The organism is Lacinutrix sp. MEBiC02404 (genome assembly GCF_053601575.1).
Genome location: NZ_JBSHNV010000189.1, coordinates 43,331 through 65,572, shown reverse-complemented (window position 1 = coordinate 65,572; position 22,242 = coordinate 43,331). Strand labels below are relative to the sequence as shown.

The 22,242-nt window shown below is 34.2% G+C and carries 15 protein-coding genes and 1 tRNA gene; 11 read left to right on the top strand and 5 right to left on the bottom strand.

Features of this window, described 5'->3' with window-relative positions:
- Nucleotides 1-13: 13 nt before the first annotated feature.
- Both ACVCXO_RS11180 and ACVCXO_RS11175 read left to right on the top strand, forming a co-directional pair.
- A complete protein-coding gene (locus tag ACVCXO_RS11180) occupies nt 14-1,090 on the top strand; it encodes a SusE domain-containing protein (RefSeq protein ID WP_452229670.1) in 1,077 nt (358 codons plus the stop codon).
- 70 nt (nt 1,091-1,160) lie between these two features.
- Nucleotides 1,161-4,043, top strand: a complete 2,883-nt coding sequence (locus tag ACVCXO_RS11175; protein WP_452229669.1) for an alpha-amylase family glycosyl hydrolase — start codon at nt 1,161-1,163, stop codon at nt 4,041-4,043.
- 86 nt (nt 4,044-4,129) lie between these two features.
- Here ACVCXO_RS11175 and ACVCXO_RS11170 read toward each other — a convergent pair whose 3' ends face one another.
- Together ACVCXO_RS11170 and ACVCXO_RS11165 are read right to left on the bottom strand one after the other, a co-directional pair.
- The gene (locus tag ACVCXO_RS11170; protein ID WP_452229668.1) at nt 4,130-5,122 is read right to left on the bottom strand and encodes a LacI family DNA-binding transcriptional regulator; all 993 of its coding nucleotides are present in this window, start codon (nt 5,120-5,122) and stop codon (nt 4,130-4,132) included.
- A gap of 548 nt (nt 5,123-5,670) precedes the next feature.
- Nucleotides 5,671-6,819: an alpha-hydroxy acid oxidase gene (locus tag ACVCXO_RS11165; RefSeq protein ID WP_452229667.1), complete on the bottom strand. Its 1,149-nt coding sequence runs from the start codon at nt 6,817-6,819 to the stop codon at nt 5,671-5,673.
- A 297-nt stretch (nt 6,820-7,116) separates the two neighbouring features.
- On the opposite strand from ACVCXO_RS11165, the gene ACVCXO_RS11160 reads away from it, so the two are divergent.
- Genes ACVCXO_RS11160 through ACVCXO_RS11140 form a run of 5 tightly spaced genes read left to right on the top strand, consistent with a single transcriptional unit; the run spans nt 7,117 to nt 14,083 of the window.
- Nucleotides 7,117-8,109, top strand: a complete 993-nt coding sequence (locus ACVCXO_RS11160) for an alpha-L-fucosidase (protein WP_452229666.1) — start codon at nt 7,117-7,119, stop codon at nt 8,107-8,109.
- A 4-nt stretch (nt 8,110-8,113) separates the two neighbouring features.
- On the top strand, nt 8,114-9,268 hold the full coding sequence (locus ACVCXO_RS11155; protein WP_452229665.1) for a putative glycoside hydrolase: 1,155 nt from the start codon (nt 8,114-8,116) through the stop codon (nt 9,266-9,268).
- Nucleotides 9,269-9,272: 4 nt separating this feature from the next.
- Entirely contained in the window at nt 9,273-10,823 is a 1,551-nt protein-coding gene (locus ACVCXO_RS11150; RefSeq protein WP_452229664.1) for a sulfatase family protein, read from the top strand.
- 7 nt (nt 10,824-10,830) lie between these two features.
- On the top strand, nt 10,831-12,219 hold the full coding sequence (locus ACVCXO_RS11145) for a sulfatase family protein (RefSeq protein WP_452229663.1): 1,389 nt from the start codon (nt 10,831-10,833) through the stop codon (nt 12,217-12,219).
- Between the two features lie 25 nt (nt 12,220-12,244).
- The gene (locus ACVCXO_RS11140) at nt 12,245-14,083 is read left to right on the top strand and encodes an arylsulfatase (protein ID WP_452229662.1); all 1,839 of its coding nucleotides are present in this window, start codon (nt 12,245-12,247) and stop codon (nt 14,081-14,083) included.
- A 107-nt stretch (nt 14,084-14,190) separates the two neighbouring features.
- On the opposite strand, the gene ACVCXO_RS11135 is transcribed toward ACVCXO_RS11140, so the two are convergent.
- Both ACVCXO_RS11135 and ACVCXO_RS11130 read right to left on the bottom strand, forming a co-directional pair.
- On the bottom strand, nt 14,191-15,300 hold the full coding sequence (locus ACVCXO_RS11135; protein WP_452229661.1) for a formylglycine-generating enzyme family protein: 1,110 nt from the start codon (nt 15,298-15,300) through the stop codon (nt 14,191-14,193).
- A 400-nt stretch (nt 15,301-15,700) separates the two neighbouring features.
- A tRNA-Leu gene (locus ACVCXO_RS11130) sits at nt 15,701-15,782 on the bottom strand.
- Nucleotides 15,783-15,898: 116 nt separating this feature from the next.
- Between ACVCXO_RS11130 and ACVCXO_RS11125 the strand changes: the two genes are divergently transcribed.
- Nucleotides 15,899-17,287: a dipeptidase gene (locus tag ACVCXO_RS11125; protein WP_452229660.1), complete on the top strand. Its 1,389-nt coding sequence runs from the start codon at nt 15,899-15,901 to the stop codon at nt 17,285-17,287.
- A gap of 140 nt (nt 17,288-17,427) precedes the next feature.
- Nucleotides 17,428-18,300, top strand: coding sequence for a DMT family transporter (locus tag ACVCXO_RS11120; RefSeq protein WP_452229659.1), 873 nt, complete (start codon nt 17,428-17,430; stop codon nt 18,298-18,300).
- Here ACVCXO_RS11120 and ACVCXO_RS11115 read toward each other — a convergent pair.
- Nucleotides 18,297-19,670 (bottom strand): M28 family peptidase, encoded by a 1,374-nt coding sequence (locus ACVCXO_RS11115; protein WP_452229658.1) that lies wholly within the window; start codon nt 19,668-19,670, stop codon nt 18,297-18,299. The two genes, ACVCXO_RS11120 and ACVCXO_RS11115, sit on opposite strands and share 4 nt — an antisense overlap.
- Nucleotides 19,671-19,789: 119 nt before the next feature.
- Between ACVCXO_RS11115 and ACVCXO_RS11110 the strand changes: the two genes are divergently transcribed.
- On the top strand, nt 19,790-20,161 hold the full coding sequence (locus ACVCXO_RS11110; RefSeq protein WP_452229657.1) for a BlaI/MecI/CopY family transcriptional regulator: 372 nt from the start codon (nt 19,790-19,792) through the stop codon (nt 20,159-20,161).
- A 38-nt stretch (nt 20,162-20,199) separates the two neighbouring features.
- Complete coding sequence (locus ACVCXO_RS11105; RefSeq protein WP_452229656.1) at nt 20,200-22,239, top strand: M56 family metallopeptidase; 2,040 nt, start codon at nt 20,200-20,202, stop codon at nt 22,237-22,239.
- The last annotated feature ends 3 nt before the right edge of the window (nt 22,240-22,242 follow it).

Here is a 22,242-nt window from a genome sequence, read left to right as displayed (position 1 = left end):
AAAAAACATAAAAATGAAAAATTTAAAAATCGTATTAATAGCAGCTATTGCATTAATTAGCTTTAACTCTTGCGATGAAGATGATACTAATTTTCAAATACTTCCATCTGAATCAAGAGCCGCAATTATTAATTTACCAACTTCTGGAACTTCCATTGTTTTAGATATTGCAAACCCTACTGGCACCGCAACTACTGTAGTTTGGGAAGATGCTGTATACAATGTGCCAACGGCCATAGATTACACATTACAATTTGCCGCAGCAGGAACAGATTTTGAAACATCTTTTGATGTAGCAACGACTACCACCAATTATTTAGTTTGGACTAACGAAGAATTAAATGGCATAGCTGTTGGGACTCTAAGCCTAACTCCTTTTTCTCCTGGAGATGTAGATATGCGTATTAAATCTTCTACGGGCACTAATGGTTCGGAAGCTGTATTCTCAGAAATCGTGACTATATCTATTACTCCATATACAACGGAAGCACCGAAAATTGGTGTACCTGGAAATCATCAAGGTTGGGATGCACCTACAGCACCTAGTTTATTTGCTTCTGCTTATGGAGAAACGGACTTTGAAGGATATGTTTGGTTAGATGGTGATCATAAATTTATCGCAACAAATGCGGATGGTAATTTTGAATGGGGAAATACAGATTGGGGTGACGCATCTGGAGCAGATGGAACTTACACAGAAGCTTTAATTGAAGATGGTGAAGGTAATATTGGTGCTCCAAATGGTGCTGGATATTACTTTATTCAAGCAGATACAGAAGCTTTGACATATTCAGAAACAATCCATAACTGGGGCGTTATTGGTTCTGCAACAGGTTCTTGGGATAATGACACAGATATGACTTACGATAGCGCAACTTCTACGTGGACACTTACTATGGACTTAACTGCCGAAGAAATTAAGTTTAGATCGAATGACGGTTGGGATTGGAATTACGGAGATGATGAAGGTGATGGTGTTTTAGAATTAAATTCTAGTACAAATATTCCAGTTCCTTCTGCAGGAAATTACACTATTGTTTTAGATTTAAGCACACCAAGAAATTACACTTATAGTTTAACCTTAAACTAATACTCTTTTATTTTTTAAAGGCTTTGAATATTATCAAAGCCTTTTTTATTCCATTTAAAATTCTTTAAAAATGAAAAAATATTACTTTTCACTAGCATTGCTGGTCTCTTTATTTGCGCAAGCTCAAGTAAGCATCTCACCGCTTCCTTTTAATGTAAATGAAAGCATTACAATTACTGTAGATGCAAACTCAACAGACACAGATTGCAATGGTTTTAACAATCCTTCAACCGTTTATTTACACTCCGGAATTGGAGATAACTCCAATGCCTTTGGCTATAATGCCATTGGAAATTGGGGACAAGACGATGGTGTTGGAGCAATGACAAATAATGGGAATGGTACTTGGAGTATTTCTTTCATTCCAGAAACGTATTATTCCTTATCTCCAGAGCAAGCATCTTCTGCTACCAAATTAGGTATGGTATTTAGAAATGAAAATGGAAGCCAAGAATTTAAAGATAATGGCTGCGTTGACTTTATATATAATGTAGGGACATTTCAGGTTAATTTAACAACCCCAATAGAAAGCAGTGTTACACAATTAAATTCTGGAAGCAACTTAAGCATAGAAGCTACAAATACAAACGGAAATGCAAACTACATATTAAGCGCTAACGGCAGCGTTTTAAACACACTAAATAGCGTAACTAGCTATAATTTCACACATACTAACATTACCGAAAACCAGTACTATGCTTTAACTATTACCCAAGGTTCTGATACTATCATAAAACATTTTTCGGCACTAGTAAATGCCACACCTGTTAATGAAAACGTACCTAACGGCTTGGACAACGGTATAAATTACAACACTTCGGATAACACGAAAGCAACTCTTGTTTTAGAGGCTCCGAATAAAGATTATATATATGTAGCCGGTAGTTTTAATAACTACCAACCTACTAATTCAGATTTAATGAAAAAAGATCCAACTACTGGTGTCTTTTGGTTGGAACTTACCAATTTAACTCCTAATCAAATAGAAACGTACCAATATTGGGTTATGGATCAATCTCCTATAGCTAATTCACCTGCTTTGGTAAAAACAGCAGATCCTTTTTCTACTTTAGTATTATCACCTTTTGATGACCCATGGATTCCGGCTTCCACTTATCCAAACTTACCAGCATATCCTGCTGGACAGGAACGTGAAGTAACTGTATTAGAAACCGGACAAGCAGATTATTCATGGGTGGTTACAGATTTTGAAAAACCTAAAAAAGAAGATTTAGTAATCTATGAAGTTTTAATTAGAGATTTTGATGCCGATAGAAACTATCAAGACTTAATCGATAAAATAGATTATTTTAAAAATTTAAACGTAAATGCCATCCAACTTATGCCAGTAATGGAATTTGAAGGTAATGAAAGTTGGGGATACAACACTTCTTTTCACTTAGCTTTAGATAAGTTTTATGGAACGGAAGACAAATTCAAAGAATTCATCGATTTATGTCACCAAAATGATATTGCTGTAATTTTAGATGTTGCTCTAAACCATGCCTTTGGTAGAAATCCGATGAATAGAATGTGGATGAACGATGCAGATGGCGACGGTTGGGGAGAACCAAGTACAGAAAACCCGTATTTTAACACCACAGCAAGACATAGCTATAGTGTTGGTTCCGATTTTAATCACCAATCGGAATTAACACAACACTACGTGGAACGTGTAGTTAAACATTGGGTCGAAGAATTCAAAATTGATGGTTTACGTTGGGATTTAACTAAAGGATTTACACAAAATGCAACAGGTAGTGATTCGCAAACAAACGCATACCAAGCAGATCGTGTAGCTATTTTAAAAGAATATGCAGATTATTCTTGGTCATTGGATCCAACACATTATGTGATTTTTGAACATTTAGGTTTTGGCGGAAGCGCACAAGAAGAAACAGAATGGGCAAACTACAGACTTAACGATACGGAACCAAAAGGAATTATGCTTTGGGGGAAATTGACTAATCCGTATAACCAATTAACAATGGGGTATAATTCGGATAATAATTTTGACGGCATGGGCCATGTTGCTAGAGGCTTTGATGCTCCGAGATTAGTTGGTTATGCAGAAAGCCATGATGAAGAACGTTTAATGTATAAAAACCTCCAATATGGTAATGCTTCCAATGCTTCTCATGATGTAACGGATTTAAATGTAGCAATTTCAAGAATGTCGGCATTAGGTGCTGTAAGTTTAACTATTCCTGGTCCAAAAATGATTTGGCACTTTGCGGAATTAGGTATGGAAAACTCCATATTTACTTGTAATAACGGAACGGTAAATGAACCAGGTGGCACAGATGGAGATTGTAAATTAGATACAAAACCGCAACCGCAATGGGCAGATAACTGGGAAACAGATGCTACTAGAAGTCAAGTGTACAGGGATTGGTCTAGAATGAATTATTTAAAAATAAACGAACCTGTTTTTGAAGGAGATTACACTATTAACTCAGGAAGCTTAACACCAAGAATCGATATTTACGATACTTCTATTCCAACTACAGCATTAAGAAATGTTATTGTTTTAGCAAACTTTGATGTGGTTTCGCAAACGGTTAACACAAGTTTTCCAACAAGTGGGACTTGGTATGATTTAATGGATGAAACAGGAAATACAACCATAGAATCTACAGTAACAACCATCAGTATTCCTGCCGGACAGTTTAGAATTTTCGGAAATAACCCTCCTACATTAAGTATAGAGGATTTGGAAACGATTACCGATTTAACCCTATATCCAAACCCGACAAACAATACATTTCAATTAAATAAAGATATTAAAGGACTTCAAATATTTGATATCTCTGGAAAACTAGTAAAAGAATACAAAGGTGATTTTACAAAAAACGCCGCTTTCAATATTTCAGAACTATCTAGAGGCATGTATTTAGTACAAGTAAAAAACAAGTTAGAACAAATAAGCACCACTAAACTAATTAAATTCTAATCCCTAAATAGAATTTAAGTTCTAACCAAAAAAGCGCAACAAGTATACTTGATTGCGCTTTTTTATTATATTAAAATTACTAAAACCTATAGATTTACAGCGATTGTTTTTGTTTGAAAACTAGTATTATCCTTACTCTTTATTCTATCTAATAAAAGCTTGGCACATGTTACACCTATTTCTTTAGCGTTTTGGTTAATTACAATAAGGGAAGCATCATACTTCGATTGCATATCATTACAAAAACCTGCAATGGAAATTGCATTATCTTCTTTTTGTAATTTGTTCGTTAATAAAATAGCGTGCAAAACACTTTTTTCATTTAAACCAAAAACACCATCAATACTTGGGTCTTCTTTTAATAATTCTCCAAGTTTTTGTTTTAATCCTTTAGATCTTTCGTCTGTAATAACAGTACATTTTACATCCGCACGATGTTTATTCATTGCCGCTTCAAATCCTTTTCTTCTTAGATTTAAGTGATGCAGATTATTTGTTTTAGCCGTGATAACTATATGTTTACATTTTCTATTGGTTATAAGAAACTCGGTAGCATCAAAAGCAGCTTGAAAATCATCTGTAATCACTTTATCACATTCCAATTCATCACAAATCCTATCAAACATTACAATTGGAGTACCGTTATCTATTAAGGTTTTAATGTGTTGGTATTCGTTTTTCTGTTCCGCTTCTTTAGATATGCAAATAATTAACCCATCCACAAAACCACTAGACATTACAGAAATATTCTTTGTTTCCTTCTCAATTAAATCATTAGAAATAGAGGTAATTAATTTATACCCGTTATCATCTAAATACGTTTCTACGCCGACTAGCACTTTTGCATAAAACGGATTTAAAATATTAGGTATTATTAAACCTATGGTACTGGTTGTACCTTTTCTAAAATTGGAAGCAAAGCTATTTGGCGTATAATTATTTGCTTTAGCATATTCTAAAACTCTTTTCTTTGTTGCAGCACCAATTTCTGAACTATCGGAAAGCGCCTTAGAAACTGTAGATACAGAAATCTCTAATGCTTGAGCAATAGAAGCTAAAGTTGTTCTTTTTGATGACATATAACTAGAATTTGATTATTTATACTATTTTGCAAAAATACTTCTTTTATTCCTTTCTATAACATAATGCAGTATTTTCGAAAAAACGAATAACATACTTAAGCTATAAACATTCACTATCAGAAACGTCCGTAATGACCATTTAGCCCTTATTAAATCCCATATAAACAAAGACATAAAACAAAATATAATCCGAAAGAAACTAGACCCTTTTGGGTCAGATAAAGTTGAAGTCAAATTTCCGAAAACAACAAAAGTAGCTCTTAATATCTTTTAAAATCAAAACTAAAACAGTCCATTAATCTATCACTTTGTAAAAAAAAACACATAGAACGCATGGCTTTTGAGCTCCTATTTTGTAGATGTATCGACTTAAAAACCACATTAATTTATCAAATTCCTGCAAGCATAAAAAAGTGGATTACATTTTATAAGGAGTAATCCACTTTTAAGTTATTTCAAAAGTTCTTCGGAAGAATAAATATTTGCTATTAAACCACCATCATTATTTTGACACCTCAGTATTCCCGTTACATATTAACAGGTACTTATTTAATTAAATGCGGTTTAAAAGCCCCTGTTTTTTGACAACAAATTTGCTCCATAACTTGCAACAATTCTCGTTTCATTAAAGATATCGTATGATCTCCTCCTTTTTTACCCAAAGCACCAACGCCATACATAAAACTTCTTCCCATAAAAGTAAATTCTGCGCCACTTGCCATTGCTCTAGCGATATCTGGACCACCTCGTAAACCTGAATCTACCATGATTTTTGTTTGACTCCCAAATTTTTCAGCTAAATTAGTCATTGGTACTATCGAAGATTGTCCAGCGTCTAATTGACGACCTCCATGATTCGATACAATGATACCATCGACACCTAAATTTATAGCTCTTTGAGCATCTTCTTCACTAACCACACCTTTAATAACTAATTTACCTTTCCACTGATCACGAATGGAAGCAATTCTATCTTCATTCAATCGCCCTGAAAAAGTGGCATCCATAAATTCTCCTAACTTTTTTAAATTAAGCCCTTTAGGCATATATTTTTCTAAAGTCTTAAAACTTGGTTGCCCATGAATTAAAGTCTGTAAAGCCCAGTCTGGCTTTTTCATTACTTCAATAATATTTTTAACACTCATACTTGGAGGCATTGCCAATCCATTACGAACATCTCTAGGTCTGTATCCAAAAGTTGGTACATCTGCCAAAATAACTAATACATCTGTACCAGCAGCAGCAGCTCTATCTAACAAATCTTTTTTTACTTTTTCTTCAGCTGGATGATATAATTGAAACCAAGATTTACCTTCTGTAATTTCTGCCACTCGTTCTATACTGGAAGTAGTAACCGTACTTAAAATAAATGGAACATTATGTTTTTTTGCAGATTTAGCTAAAATTTCTGGTGAATTTGGCCACATCAATCCTTGTAAACCTACAGGAGCAATTCCAAAAGGCGCATCATATGTATGTCCAAATAACTCTGTTTTCATTTCTGATTTCTCAAACTTAGACAGGTATTGAGGCATTAGTTCAATTTTCTGTAAATCCGTTCGATTTTTATCTAAATTGATATCTTCATTACATCCTCCATCTAAGTACTCGAATGCAAACTTTGGCATTTTCACCATAGCTCTTTTACGTAAATCGTCTACAGATGGATATTTTGGGTTAATTGTTAATTCCATAATTTTTTTTTACAACGGATAAATGTCCTGTATTAAAAGGCACTATTCTATTTTTTTTGCAACAAGAAGCACTGGTTGATATTTCCACATTAGGTTTACCCATTCGTGTATTCTATCCATTACCACTTTTTTCATTTCCTCATGGAAATCGGTATCCTATTCCCTCATTAACTCAACCTGTTATATGCCATTTCGGCGGCAGAATTAAGCGAAATCCCTTTCTCTTCTTTCAATTTAGTTGTTAAGACTTGCCACTCCTGAAACACTCCTTTTCTTCCTGCCTTAAAACCTAATGGCTTGGGTGACTATGCGAGTATTGGAGATATGGAAGTACCAACTAGAAATGTTGAAGGGCTTTGGGAAACTTGTGATACAAACAACGATTCTTGGTCTTATGCTTGGTATGATAACAACTTTAAAAGTCCTAAAAAAATTCTAGGTCGTGTTATAGAAACCGTGGCTAGAGGTGGTACGTATTTATTTAATGTAGGTCCAGATAGTAATGGAGCAATTCCAAACATTGGAATAGAGTTTTTACAAGAATCTGGTCGTTGGATCCAAAAATATCCGCAAGTAATTTATGATGCAGGTAGTTCCCCTTGGGGTTATGCATTACCTTGGGGAGATATTACAACAAACAATAATTCTCTTTATTTGTCTGTAAGCGAATGGCCAACGGATGGTAAATTATACGTACCAGGTTTAAAATCAAAGGTGAAAAAAATATCGCTTTTAGATGGCTCACAAAGTAGTCCACTTAAATTTTCTAAAGACAACGATTGGTTAGTTATCGATGTGCCTTATAAAGCTCCAGAAGAATTAATTTCTGTTATTCAGGTTGCATTGGAAGATGCAGAACCTATTGTAGAAACGCATTTGGGCATTTATCCAAATGTACCTACTAGATTATTAACCGAATTTGGAAAAGCGGAAGGCGCAGTACAAGAAAACGTGCGTTGGATGGAAAAATTTGGGGAATGGAAACATGCTAACCAAGTAAGTAATTGGGAAAAAGACGGTACAGTGACTTGGGAAGTTAATGTGCAAGAACCTGGCTATTATTATTTAGATTTAGAATATAAAGGGGAAGGACGTTTAGTATGGAAAACGACTACAGATGAAGGTGTTAAAATTCAAAACCAGCAAGCGGCAACCGATAAATACGCGTATCGCAGAATGGGAATTTTAGAATTTAAAACGGCTGGTAATCACATCATCAAAACGTCATTAGTTGAAGGCGATTCAAAAACATCAAGTCTAAAGTCTATTAAAATCTTACCAATAAAGTAACCATATGCAGTCCCCTACTCTACATAAAAGTCTATTTTTAATTGGTTTGTTTTTAGTTCAAACAGCCTTTTCTCAAAGTGATACCCATTTTCCAGAATTTAGTTGGGACAAGGTTCCTGTAGCTTTTCACTTCGGAAAAAAAGGGGATCTCTTAACCAAATCGGAAGCAAAATTTATAGCGTCTCATTCTAACTTTACGGTATTAGAAAAGGCGCATGGTTTTCCTAAATATAAACATTCTGAAGAATCGATTGCTGCCGATGCGAAAGTATTAAAGCATCTAAATCCAGATATGAAAGTGGTATTCTATTGGAATGCGTTTTTAGATTACAGTATGTATAAAGCGCATGAAGACTATCAAACAAAATCAGATTGGTGGCTTAAAACAAAAACAGGCGAATTAGATTTAAAAAATGAAAAAATAAAGCGCTATGATTTATCTAATCCAGAAGTTAGAGATTGGTGGTCAGAGGTAGCTAAAGACAATTTAAATAATAAAAACATCGATGGTGTTTTCTTTGATGGCTTAGTGCAAGTAACTAATCCAGGAAATAAACAATTATGGGGAGCTGAAAAATTTGATGCCATTCAGCAAGGCTTAAAAGATTTAATTCAAGAAACCAGAGCTAAAATTGGAGAGGAAAAATTGATCGTTTATAACGGAATACGCTCCACACCAATTAGGAATAGCGGAAATGATTTTCCAGATTATACAGATGCCATCATGATTGAACATTTTGGATATTTTAATAGCAAAACGAAAGAAAGTATGCTTAAGGATATCCAAGAAATGGAAAAAGCAGGTAAAAGTGGTAAAATTGTAGTGTTTAAGACATGGCCAGAGAATGCATGGGTAGACAAAAAATTTATGGCTAAATCTGAAAAAGAAAAAGAGAAACTTTCTAAAGAACATCTAACTTTTGCATTAGCCTCTTTTTTAGCTGGAGCACAAAAACATTCTTATATTAGTTACAATTGGGGGTATCGCTTACATATGGGATCCCTTTTATGGTATCCAGAATTTGACCAACCTTTAGGGAAACCTTTAGACGATATGCAGGTAAATGAATGGATTTTAACCCGAAATTACGAGCATGCTAGTATTTGGGTCGATTTAGAAAATAAGAAAGCAACCATTGACTGGAAAAAACAAAGCTAAAACCATGAAAATAAGCGCCTACTTTTATATTTTAATATTGGTGTGCTTAACCGCTTGTCAACAACAAACAAAATCAGCAAAACCAACCGAGAAAAAGGATAGACCCAACATCATCCTATTTTATGCTGACGATATGGGTTATGGCGATTTAGCTATTCAAAATCCACAATCCAAAATACCAACTCCAAATTTAGATCAACTAGCCAAAGAAGGTCTTTTAATGACCGATGCCCATAGTTCTTCTGGCGTTTGTACGCCAAGTAGATATGCGCTTTTATCGGGTAGATATCATTGGAGAGATTTTAATGACATTGTACATGCAATGGGTGCATCTGTTTTTAAAGAAAATCAGGTGACTTTACCTAAAATTCTTCAAGAAAACGGTTATCATACAGCAGCTATAGGAAAATGGCATTTAGGTTGGAACTGGGAAGCTATTCGAAAAAAAGATTTCACGCAAAAAGTAAAAGCGAAACACGGAAAGAAGGACGTCGAAATTTGGCCAGCGCAAGCTTATGATTGGAATAAAAGGATTCCTAACGGACCTTTATCTATTGGTTTTGATTCCTATTTTGGTGATGGTACTATTAATTTCCCACCATATACTTGGATAGAAAATGATAAAGTTAAAGAAGCACCAACAGAGACTTTACAACATCCAAAAGAAGATTTCGCATTAGAGGGCAATTGGGAATTACGACCAGGACCAGCAGTTAAGGATTGGGATTTTTATAATGTTTTACCAACGGTTACAAGTTCTGCTGTCACTTTTATAAAAAATCAAGAAAAAGCAGAAAAGCCGTTCTTCTTATATATGGCTTTCCCTTCTCCGCATGCACCAATAATTCCGAATGAAGAATTTAGAGGAAAAAGTAATGCAGGTCCTTATGGCGATTGGGTGTATCAAACCGATGATGCTGTTGGACAAATTTTAAATGCCCTAAAAGCTATTAATGCTGATGAAAATACCATTGTAATTTTCACATCAGATAATGGCTCTGAGCATTATGCCTATAATCGTATTAAAAATTACGATCACGATAGTTCGCATCCATTTAGAGGTGTAAAAAGAGATGTTTATGAAGGTGGACATCATGTGCCCTTTATCGTAAAATGGCCAAACAACATTAAACCAGGAACGAAAAGCACACAATTATTTAGTCAGATAGATATTCTAAATACCTTAGCGTCTATTACAAATAGTCAGTTACCAAAAGGTTTTCATCATGATAGTTATAATTTTTCTGAGTTGTGGTTAACTGAAAATAATAAGGCTGTTAGAGAAAATATTATTCATAATACCTATACATCCAAATACGCCGTTAGAAAAGGCGATTGGTTGTACATTAATAATAAAGATGGTTATCACGCTAGAATACCAAAATGGTTTAAAGAAGGGCAACGTTTTGAAACCGATAAGGATACCATACAACTTTTCAACCTTAAAGATGATATTGGGCAAAAGACTAATTTAGCTAGTCAATTTCCTAAAAAAGTCAATGAGTTGGCAACAGTATTAAGTAAGGAACAGAAAAAAGAAACGTTTGAAAATTAATATGGAAATGAGAATAAGTCTATTAAAACATATCGCACTTTTAGGGATTGCAATTATGTTGTTTTCTTGCAATAACGCTAAAAAAGAAGTTATAGTAGCGCAAGAAGATACTACGCCAAACATCATTTTTATTTTCGCAGATGATTGGGGTTATGGAGATTTAGGAGTGTATGGAAATACAGAAGTGGTCACTCCTAACCTAGATAAAATGGCTTCTGAAGGAACACGATTTACACAGTTTCATGTCACAAGTGGTGTGTGTTCTCCAAGCAGATCTTCGGTGTTAACAGGTCACTATCCAGCAAGACATCAAGTTCATGGGCATTTTGCAGGAAATGAAGTGAACGCAAAACGTAACATGCCCAATTATTTAAATGATTCTTTACCTGCTTATCTACCGCAAACTATGCAAAAAGCGGGTTATAAAACCGCACATTTTGGTAAATGGCATTTAGGAGGTGGTGGCAAACCTCATGGAGATCCTTCAGCACCAGAACCTAAAGTATATGGTTATGACGAAACCAGAGTTTGGAACGGAAATGGACCAACTTGGAAAGGAGATCAAAAATGGCCAACCACGCGATTTATGGATACCGATACGCTTTGGGTACAAAGTTCGAGTCGAATTGCTGTAGATGAAACGATCGATTTTATAAAACGAAATAAAGGCCAAAAACCCATGTTTGTGAACCTTTGGTTAAAAGATCCACATACACCTTTGTGGCCTTCCGAAGAACAACGCAAATCTTTTAAAGATTTATCACCTAGTAAAGAAACGTATTATGCGGTTTTAAAAGATGCCGATTTTCATATTGGAAGATTATTAGAATCCATATCCGAAATGGGATTAGATGACAACACATTAATTATTTTTTCAAGTGATAACGGTCCTGCAGGATGGGGACCTTCTAAGGAAGCTGGTTCTACAGCAGGTTTAAAAGGAAGAAAAGTGGATATTTATGAAGGAGGCGTGGTCGTGCCTTTTATTGTAAAATGGAAAAATCACGTTCAAGAAAATAAAGTAGATTCTACAAGTATACTTTCTACAGTAGATTTATTACCAACTTTTGCAAGCTTAGCTCAAACCGAATTGCCAAAAAATTATAATATTGATGGCGAAAATATAAGTTCTATTTTAGAAAATAATAGCTTTACACGAACAAAACCTTTATTTTGGGAATGGCGTTTTCCAAAAGTAAAAACAGATCATTGGGCACAAGGAGCTGTTAGAAAAGGCGATTGGAAACTTTTATTTAATGAAGACATTAATAAAGAAGAACTCTACAATATTACCAAAGACCCATTTGAAAAAACGAATATAGCAGACACTAATAAGCAACGAGTAAGTGAACTTAAAGGTCTGTGGAAAGATTGGAAAAAAGAATTACCTAAATAGATTAGTATCAATAAATAACATTAAAATGAATAAAAAAATAGTAGTATTAATGGCACTTATGGGATTTACATTTTCATGTACCTCTCAATCAACAAAAACAGTTACGACCGAAAAAACAAAGCAGCCTAATGTTATTGTTATCATTACAGATGACCAAGGTTATGGCGATTTAGGTGCGCATGGTAACACCTTAGTAAAAACTCCTGCTTTGGATAAATTTCATGATGAATCTGTTCGTTTAACAGACTTTCATGTTGGTCCAACTTGTGCGCCTTCAAGGTCCGGTTTAATGACTGGACGTTATGCAAATAGAGTTGGTGTTTGGCACACGATTGGTGGTGTTTCTATTTTAAGAGAAGATGAAGTTACTATGGCAGATGTGTTTCAAGAAAATGGCTACGAAACCGCAATATTCGGGAAATGGCATTTAGGAGACACCTACCCTTCTAGACCGCAAGACAAAGGCTTTAAATACACCATTACACATGGTGGTGGTGGCGTTGGTCAGACACCAGATTATTGGGATAATGATTATTTTGATGACACTTATTTTAAAAATGGGGTACCTACAAAGTTTGAAGGGTATTGTACAGATGTTTGGTTTGATGAAGCTATAAAATATATTGAAGACAAGAAAGATGAACCATTCTTCACCTATATTTCTCTGAATGCACCTCACCTACCCTATAATGTGCCAGAAGCCTATTATAACAAATACAAAGATTTAGACATTCCAGAGTTTCAAAAAATATTTTATGGAATGATTACCAATGTCGATGACAACTTTGCGAAGCTTCAAAAGAAATTGGAAGATTTAAAAATTGCAGATAATACGATTGTTATTTTTATGACGGATAATGGAACAGCTTCTGGGTACAAAACAGTAGGAGGTAAATTATATGGTTTCAATGCAGGAATGAAAGGCACTAAAAATAGTGAATATGAAGGTGGACATCGCGTGCCATTTTTTATATCCTATCCTGGAAAAAATATTAACGGCGGTAAAGATGTGACTGATTTAACAGCACATTTAGATATTTTACCAACCTTAGCCACCTTATGTAATTTAGAATTACCTGAAGGACAAAAAGCAATGGATGGTTCCGATATTTCTTCACTGATTTTAGGAACAAAAGAAACCATTGGTAGAGACTATCTTATCACCGATTCGCAACGTGTTCAAAGTCCAATAAAATGGAGAAAAAGTGCGGTGATGTCAGACAAAATGAGATTGGTTAATGGTACCGAATTGTACGATGTTTCTAAAGATCCAGGTCAAGAAAATGATCTAGCAGCGCAGTTTCCTGAAAAAGTAGAACAAATGCGAGGCTATTATAATGCATGGTGGAGTTCTGTTTCTACAGAATTTAATCAGTTTCCTATCATTGTTTTAGGTTCCGATAATCAAAATCCTATAGAATTAACTTGTCATGATACACATGTTCACGATTCAAAAATTCCGTGGAATCAGAATTATATTAGAGAAGCACAAAAGAATCCAATAGGTGGTGAATTTACAGTAGCATTTGAGCAGTCTGGAACGTATACTATTGAATTAAGCAGATGGCCATTCGAATCTGACCTAGCCATTAATGCTGCAGTAGCAGGAAAAGAAGGAACTATTTCTACCGAAGCTATTGCTGAAGGTAGAACAATGAACTTCAAATCTGGTGGTGTGAAAATTGGTGCTTGGGAACAAACTATGGATGTAACAAAAGATGCTAAAGCATTAACCTTTAAAGGTAATTTCACTAAAGGAGAAACAGATTTGAGTGCTTGGTTTACAACGGATGAAGATGTGGATTGGGGTGCTTTTTATATGAGAGTTACAAGAGTATCCAAAGAATTCTCTTTGATAGACTAACCGTTTTAGAGATGGTGATACCTATTATGTATTACCAATATTTTTATAATATAAAAAAAAGGGAAAGTCAACTTTCCCTTTTTTTAGTTATATATACAAAAGCTTTATTATTCTTCAGTCGCTAACATATTTGGTGTAGCAACCGTTCTAAAGCCCATATGATCGGATCCAGAATCTTCAGAAACACCCATTTTTGCTGAAATTCTAAAACTAGCACAGTAAGAAGCATGGCATAAAAAAGACCCACCTTTCATTACGTGTTCTACTTGATATGGATTATCAGGATTAAAATGCGCATCCGCTCCTTTAGGGTTTACAATAGTTTTAGAAGTATCTAATTCACGATAATATTTTACACTGAAAAAATCACTGGTAATTTCCCATACATTTCCAGCCATATCATATAAACCAATACTATTTGGAGGATACGATTTTACCGGAGAAATAAATTCGAATCCGTCTTTAGAATCATTTTTAGTAGGGAATACACCTTGCCAAGTATTTGCATTAGCATCTAAACGGGTAGGATCATTTCCCCAAGTAAAAATGGCATTGGCATTAGTCCCTTGCGCAGCAGATTCCCACTCTGCTTCAGTAGGTAATCGTCTGTTGGCCCATTTGCAATACGCTAAAGCATCTTGGTACGCCACATGAACTACAGGATAATCATCTTTCCCTTCAATAGTAGATGCTGGCCCATCCGGATGTCTCCAGTCAGCTCCCGTTTCCCATGCCCACCATTGCCCATAGTTTTCCATATTTACCACAGCATTTACATCTTTATTAAAAATTAAACTCCCTGGTTGTAGAATAGAATCGTGCGGCTTTGGTGTATTCGGAGGTAATTCTTTTTTCATTTCTTCCCAATCTATCTCGCGTTCTGCAATGGTAATATAATCTGTAGCCGCAACAAATGCTTTAAATTGCTTGTTGGTAACTTCCGTAATATCCATATAAAAACCATCTACAGTTACCATATGCGCTGGTTTTTCTCTTGGCATGGCATAATTGTCAGATTCTTTTGCTCCTTGTAAAAAGGTTTTTGTTTGCACCCAAACCATTCCTTCAGGTGCTTCGATTTTTGAAATTGGCTTAAATTCAGCTTCGGGTTCAGATAATTTTTTATCCTCTCCCTTTTTACAGCTATACACTGTGGAGAAAAGAAATAAAATTAGAAAAAAATAAGTGAACTGCTTTGTTATGCTTTGATGATACATATTGTTTTTTTATAAATATAATTATTCAGAATTGTGATTTTAAGGAAATAACGTGATAATGGAATTGCTATCCAACAAATCACCTACTATTTCAGTTGTAAATAAACTAATTTAGAGTCATACTATTGCAAGTATTTGGTCAAAATATCCAATATTAAAAATATTAGCGTAAAATTAAATAAGCGCTATAAATCTGCTTTGCTTCATTCAACCAAAGAAATACTCATTTCTTGTAAAATCTTATAAAACAAAAAGCCAACTCGTTAAAGTTAGCTTTTCTATTATGTACAGGCGGAGAGACTCACTTCGTCTGCGCTCCCCATAAACTTCTCGTCTCCATACTTTCAAAAATCTTATAAAACAAAAAAGCCAACTCGTTAAAGTCAGCTTTTTTACTCTGTACAGGCGGAGAGACTCGAACTCTCACACCTCGCGGCACTAGATCCTAAGTCTAGCGTGTCTACCAATTCCACCACGCCTGCAACTTATTCCGATAATTTCGGATTGCAAATATAAACAATACTTTTAATATTCATAACATCTAAATAAAGAAAATTATACCTCTTTTTTGTACTTTTACAAAAACCGTAAATTTATTATGAAAGACATTAAAAAATATATCGATCAGCACAAGGATAGATTCTTAAACGAATTGATCGAACTACTTAAAATTCCGTCTATTAGCGCAGATTCCGCATACAAGAAAGACGTTTTAAAAACAGCAGACGAAATTAAGTCCAGTCTTGAAAAAGCAGGCTGTGAAAACGTAGAAATTTGTCAAACTAAAGGATATCCTATCGTATATGGCGATAAAATTATAGATAAAAACTTGCCAACAGTGCTCGTTTATGGTCATTATGACGTGCAACCACCAGATCCTATTAACTTATGGGATTCTCCTCCATTCGAACCTGTAATCAAGAAAACAGAACTACATCCAGAAGGTGCTATTTTTGCTCGTGGTGCTTGTGATGACAAAGGACAAATGTACATGCATGTGAAAGCCATGGAGCTTATGACGCAAACCAACCAATTGCCTTGTAACGTGAAATTCATGATAGAAGGAGAAGAAGAAGTTGGTAGTGCAAGTCTTGCCGATTTTGTAAAAGAAAACCATGAAAAACTAAGTAACGATGTTATCTTAATTTCCGATACTGGAATGATTGCCAAAGACACACCTTCTATAACCACAGGGTTACGTGGTTTAAGTTACGTAGAAGTAGAAGTTACTGGTCCGAATAGAGATTTACATTCTGGTCTTTATGGTGGAGCAGTTGCAAACCCAATCAACGTATTAACCAAAATGATTGCTTCGTTACATGATGAAAACAATCATATTACCATTCCTGGTTTTTATGATAATGTAGAAGAACTTAGTACCGAAGAAAGAGCAGAAATGGCGAAAGCACCTTTCTCTTTAGACAACTATAAAAAAGCATTAGATATTGATGCCGTTTATGGGGAAGCAGGATATTCTACCAACGAAAGAAACTCGATAAGACCAACTTTAGATGTCAACGGTATTTGGGGTGGTTATACAGGTGAAGGAGCAAAAACGGTAATTGCAAGTCAGGCATTTGCTAAAATTTCGATGCGTTTAGTACCAAATCAAGACTGGGAAGAAATCACCCAACTCTTTAAAAAACACTTTGAAAGTATTGCTCCTAAAGGGGTGACTGTGAAAGTGACGCCGCATCATGGCGGACAAGGTTATGTAACACCAATCGATAGTATTGGTTATAAAGCGGCAAGTAAAGCCTATACAGAAACCTTTGGAAAAACGCCAATTCCGCAACGTAGCGGAGGAAGTATTCCTATTGTTTCACTTTTTGAAAAAGAACTAAAAAGTAAAACTATTTTAATGGGATTTGGTTTAGACAGCGATGCCATTCACTCGCCAAATGAGCATTTCGGCGTATGGAATTACCTAAAAGGTATTGAAACGATTCCTTATTTCTACCACTATTTTACAGCATTAAATAAATAGTATTTGGGTGTTACCTCCTTCTGCTTTTTTAATAAGCATAAGGAGGTCGCGCTTTTCATTATATCTTTTTTTGCCATATACGGCAGCAAAAAAAAGGATGCCATTATAATCGCTAACACAAGAGTTACCGCAACCATAATATGAAAAACAACCATCACGTTAATCATTTATTAGAGCTCACCTTAGCAACATTATTTATAAGTACTTCTGGTGTTTTAGGTAAATATATTGATATGCCAACCGAAATAACGGTTTGGTGGCGAAGTATTTTAGCACTTATTATTCTTTTTGCATACTGTAAATACAAAAAAATAAACCTAAGAATAAACGGAAAAAAGGATGTGCTAACTTTTAGTATTAGTGCCTTTTTTATGGGAGCACATTGGATCACTTATTTCTATGCGCTAAAACTATCTAACGTAGCCTTAGGTGTACTTTCTCTATATACATTTCCTATAATAATCGCACTCTTAGAACCTTTGTTCATTAAAGTGAAATTTGACCCAATGCATATTGTTTTAGGTCTATTAGTCCTCTTAGGTCTTTACACATTAGCCCCGGATTTTAATCTAGAAAACACAAATGTAAAAGGTATATTATTCGGTGTACTTTCTGCATTTTGTTACGCCATAAGAACACTTATCTTAAAGCAACACGTCGTGAAGTACAACGGAATAACTTTAATGGTATATCAGCTAGTAATATTAAGCCTTATTCTGGCACCAGTATTATTTTTCCAAGACAGCAATAATATAAAAACGCAATATCCCTATGTTATTATGCTCGCTTTAATAAGCACAGCTATTGGGCACACCTTATTTATTAAAAAGTTGAAGTATTTTAGTGTGAGTACCGCAAGTATCATTAGTAGTACACAACCAATTTTCGGAATCATTTTAGCCTATTTCTTTCTAAATGAAATACCAACACTTAATACCTATATTGGCGGTTCTTTAATACTAGCGACTGTTATTATAGAAAGTATACGCTCTAAACACAAAAAGAGTATTTAATCTTTTAGTATTTTGGTAATCCTGTATTTATTATTTGTAGTTGCTTTTAAGAAATAAACACCATTGCTTAAAGCACTTACATCTAATATCATTTTACTTTCAGAAGAAGTTTTATTTAATATAATTTTCCCTGTAATATCATACATCTCTATAGTTACATCCTCTAAAACAGAAACTCTTTTCATAACTAAATTTGTGTGTACTGGATTAGGATATAGTGTAATTTCATACGCGTCAAATTCCTCTAAACCTAGAGCATCAAATACAAAACAAGTACTCTTTTCTTCACAAGATCCAGAAGTTATTTCCACCGCATAATTCCCATTTATTAAAGGAGTAAAACTTTGATTTGTTTCTCCAGTCACATTTGCATTAGTATCACAATTGACCCATTGGTAAGTAGCTGCATTTTGATTAGAAATTAACGTATTTCCTGTTTGAGTCACGGTATTATCTACATTTACAAGACCAGCTTTGGTTACCATATATCCCATAATCAACTTAGAAAGCTCATGATAATATGGGAAATTTAAGGTATTATATTTATCATCCGAACTATGATAAAAAGGGGTTTGGTCATTGGTTTCCCAAGATTCTCCCACCAACACTGCAGAGAATCCTTGGTTCCAAAATCTAGAATGATCACTAGCTGTAGTTCCTGGGTTTACTACATTAACTTCTAATGTGAATCCGTAATCCGGATTGTTTAAAATAGAAATAAGATCATCTTTCATGGTTAAAGAGTTTGCTATATCTCTAACATCAATATCAAAATTATTGTCATTATTCCCATCATAACCCATCATATCAATATTTAAAACACCCAAAATATTGTCATTGTTAGCAGCAGCTAAATTGGCATAATGAGAAGCGCCAACCAAGCCAATCTCTTCCTCATCCCAAAGTGCATATACAACGGTATTATCTAAACATTGTGTAGATAATATTCGAGCAATTTCTAAAACCGTTGCTGTACCAGAGGCATTATCATCGGCACAAAAACCTGCAACAGAATCATAATGCGCACAAATAATATATATGTTATCCGGATTTGTTTTTCCTAATTGTGTAGCTATAATATTTCTTCTTCCTGCTTCCCCGTTAATTAATTGGTTGGCAACCGTTAGATTGTCTAACTTATCTAATTTCTCATATAAATAATCTGCAGCTAATTCATTATTAGAATGTATTCTATTCGCAATAGTAACTGTATTTCCATTAATTATAGTCGGCTGCTCTCCTGTAAATTCTCTTATGGTAAGCTGTAAAGAATCTAAATCCATTTGATTTATTACTTCTGTAATGGTTTGACCATTCACAAAAGAGCTGATAAAAAGAAAGAATATAATAACAAAATGTAACTTTTTCATAAAATAAAATGCACTAATTTTTAGAGTAAAGGTAATGCAATTAAAAATACTCCAACTCTACACTTGTAGAATTGAATTTTATTCTCTACATTTGTAGAGAACAATCTAAACATGTAGAGATGCAATTATCAAAAACAGAAGAAGATCTAATGAATCACCTCTGGAAATTAGAAAAAGCTTTTATGAAAGATTTACTAGAAGCGTATCCAGAACCTAAACCTGCAAATACTACGGTTGCAACACTTTTAAAACGTATGAAAGATAAAAATTTTATTAATTATACGGTTTATGGTAATTCTCGGGAATATTTTCCGCTAGTCAAGAAAAAAGATTACTTCTCAAAACACGTAAACGGACTAATAAAAAACTTTTTTAACGATAGTAGTTCACAATTCGCTTCCTTTTTCACCAAAGAAACCAATCTATCTAAAAAAGAATTAGAGGATTTAAGAGCTATAATAGATCAAGAAATAGAAAACAAACCACAGTAGTTTTATCGTTAAAAGTAGAATCAACAAATTAAATAATTATGGAAATAGCGCTTTTAAAATCTAGTCTCTGTTTGTTGGCATTTATCGCTTTTTATAAAGTGTTTTTAGAGCAAACCAGCAACCATCACTTTAAACGCATGTATTTATTAGGAGTTATTTTGGTTTCCGCAGGAATTCCTTTTATCACTTTTATAGAATATATCGAACCACAAAGTATGGTAAATAATTTTACGGGATTCACTCCTTTTCAGGAAATACAAAATCTGGATTTAATAGAATCTACTAGTTATGTACCAATCCTATTATGGTGTATTTACGGAATTGGTGTATTGCTATTCTCCATCCGATTTATATACAGTCTCACCGGAATTTTAATAAAAATAAAGCGCAATCCAAAACAGAAAACTTCGCGTTTTATAAGTGTATTATTAAAAGATTTGGTAATACCGCACACTTTTTTCAACTATATATTTTTAAACAAAACCAAATTTGAAAATAATGAAATACCAAAAGAAGTTTTACTTCATGAGCAAACACATGCACTACAAAAACACAGTGCAGACATACTTTTCATAGAGGTGCTCCAAATTATATTTTGGTTTCATCCATTAGTATATTTATTAAAAAAAGACATCAAACTAAACCATGAATTTCTAGCAGATCAAGCGGTTATAAATCAAGGAATAGAAAGTACAACGTATCAAAAAACCTTGCTATCGTTCTCATCAAACCAGCAAGCATTAACCCTAGAACACGCAATCAATTATTCATCCATCAAAAAACGATTTACAGTTATGAAAACACAAACATCCAAACAGACCTTTTGGCTTCGTAGTTTATTACTACTTCCATTATTAGCTATCTTAATTTTTAGTTTTAGTACTACAAAGCAAGTAGAAAAAGAGACCGACAAAAATGAGCAAATATCTAATGAGGCAATTAATAATTCAGAAAACTTAGAAATACAGATTACTAAAGACTTAAAAATTACTGTAAACGATAGAGTTACATCTTTAGAAAATTTACAAAACACACTTAAAGAATTCCATCCTAAATTCACTTTTGAAGACAAACAAAAAACAGTTGTAGTTACCATTAAATTGGAAGATAATTTGGAAATGGGATTTTTAACAGATATAAAAGAACAACTGAGAGCTTCCGGGTATTTAAAACTAAATATCACACCTAGAAACCATACAACCAAAAAGCAAGATAAAGCAACACCTAAACAACTTGCAGAATACAACAAACTTGCAAAAAAATACAACAATCAACCAGAAGACAAAAGATTTATCGAACGTAAAGAGGTTGAAAAATTAGAATATGTATATAGTTTAATGACTGAAAAGCAAAAGGCAGAAGCAGAACCTTTTCCAAACTTTCCTTCTCCACCTCCAGCACCGAAAGTAAAAAAAGGAGAAGTAAGTAACATTCCACCTCCACCACCTCCAATTCCAGGTAATGCAACGGAAGAAGAAAGAGCAAAATACGAGAGAATTCATGAAGAGTACAATCAGAAATACGAGATTAAAAATGGTCACGTTTCTGAAAGAATGATTCCACCGCCTCCACCTCCAATTCCAGGTAATGCAACGGAAGAAGAAAGAGCAGAATACGAGAGAATTCATGAAGAGTACAATCAGAAATACGAGATTAAAAATGGTCACGTTTCTGTAAGAATGATTCCTCCGCCACCACCACCAAAATCACCTATCGATCACGTTATAGAAATGGCAAAAGAAAATGCTGATTTTTATTATGAAGGAAAGAAAATAACCTCCGATGAAGCCATTGAAATAGTGAAAAACGATGACGATTTAAGTATTTCTACACAAACTAAAAATGTAGAAAGACCAATGGTAAATATTACGACACAACCTGTAATCACTGATGAAAACGGAAAAGTAATTACTAAAGTAGAAACAGTACAAGAAGTTAAATCGAATACACAGAAAAACAGAAATGGCTATGTAACCATAAATGGCACCACCTATTTCTACACGGTTAAAAATAAAAAAATTTCCTATTTTAATAGATATGGAAAAAAAGTAAATGAAAAAGGAGAACTTTTAAATTAGAGG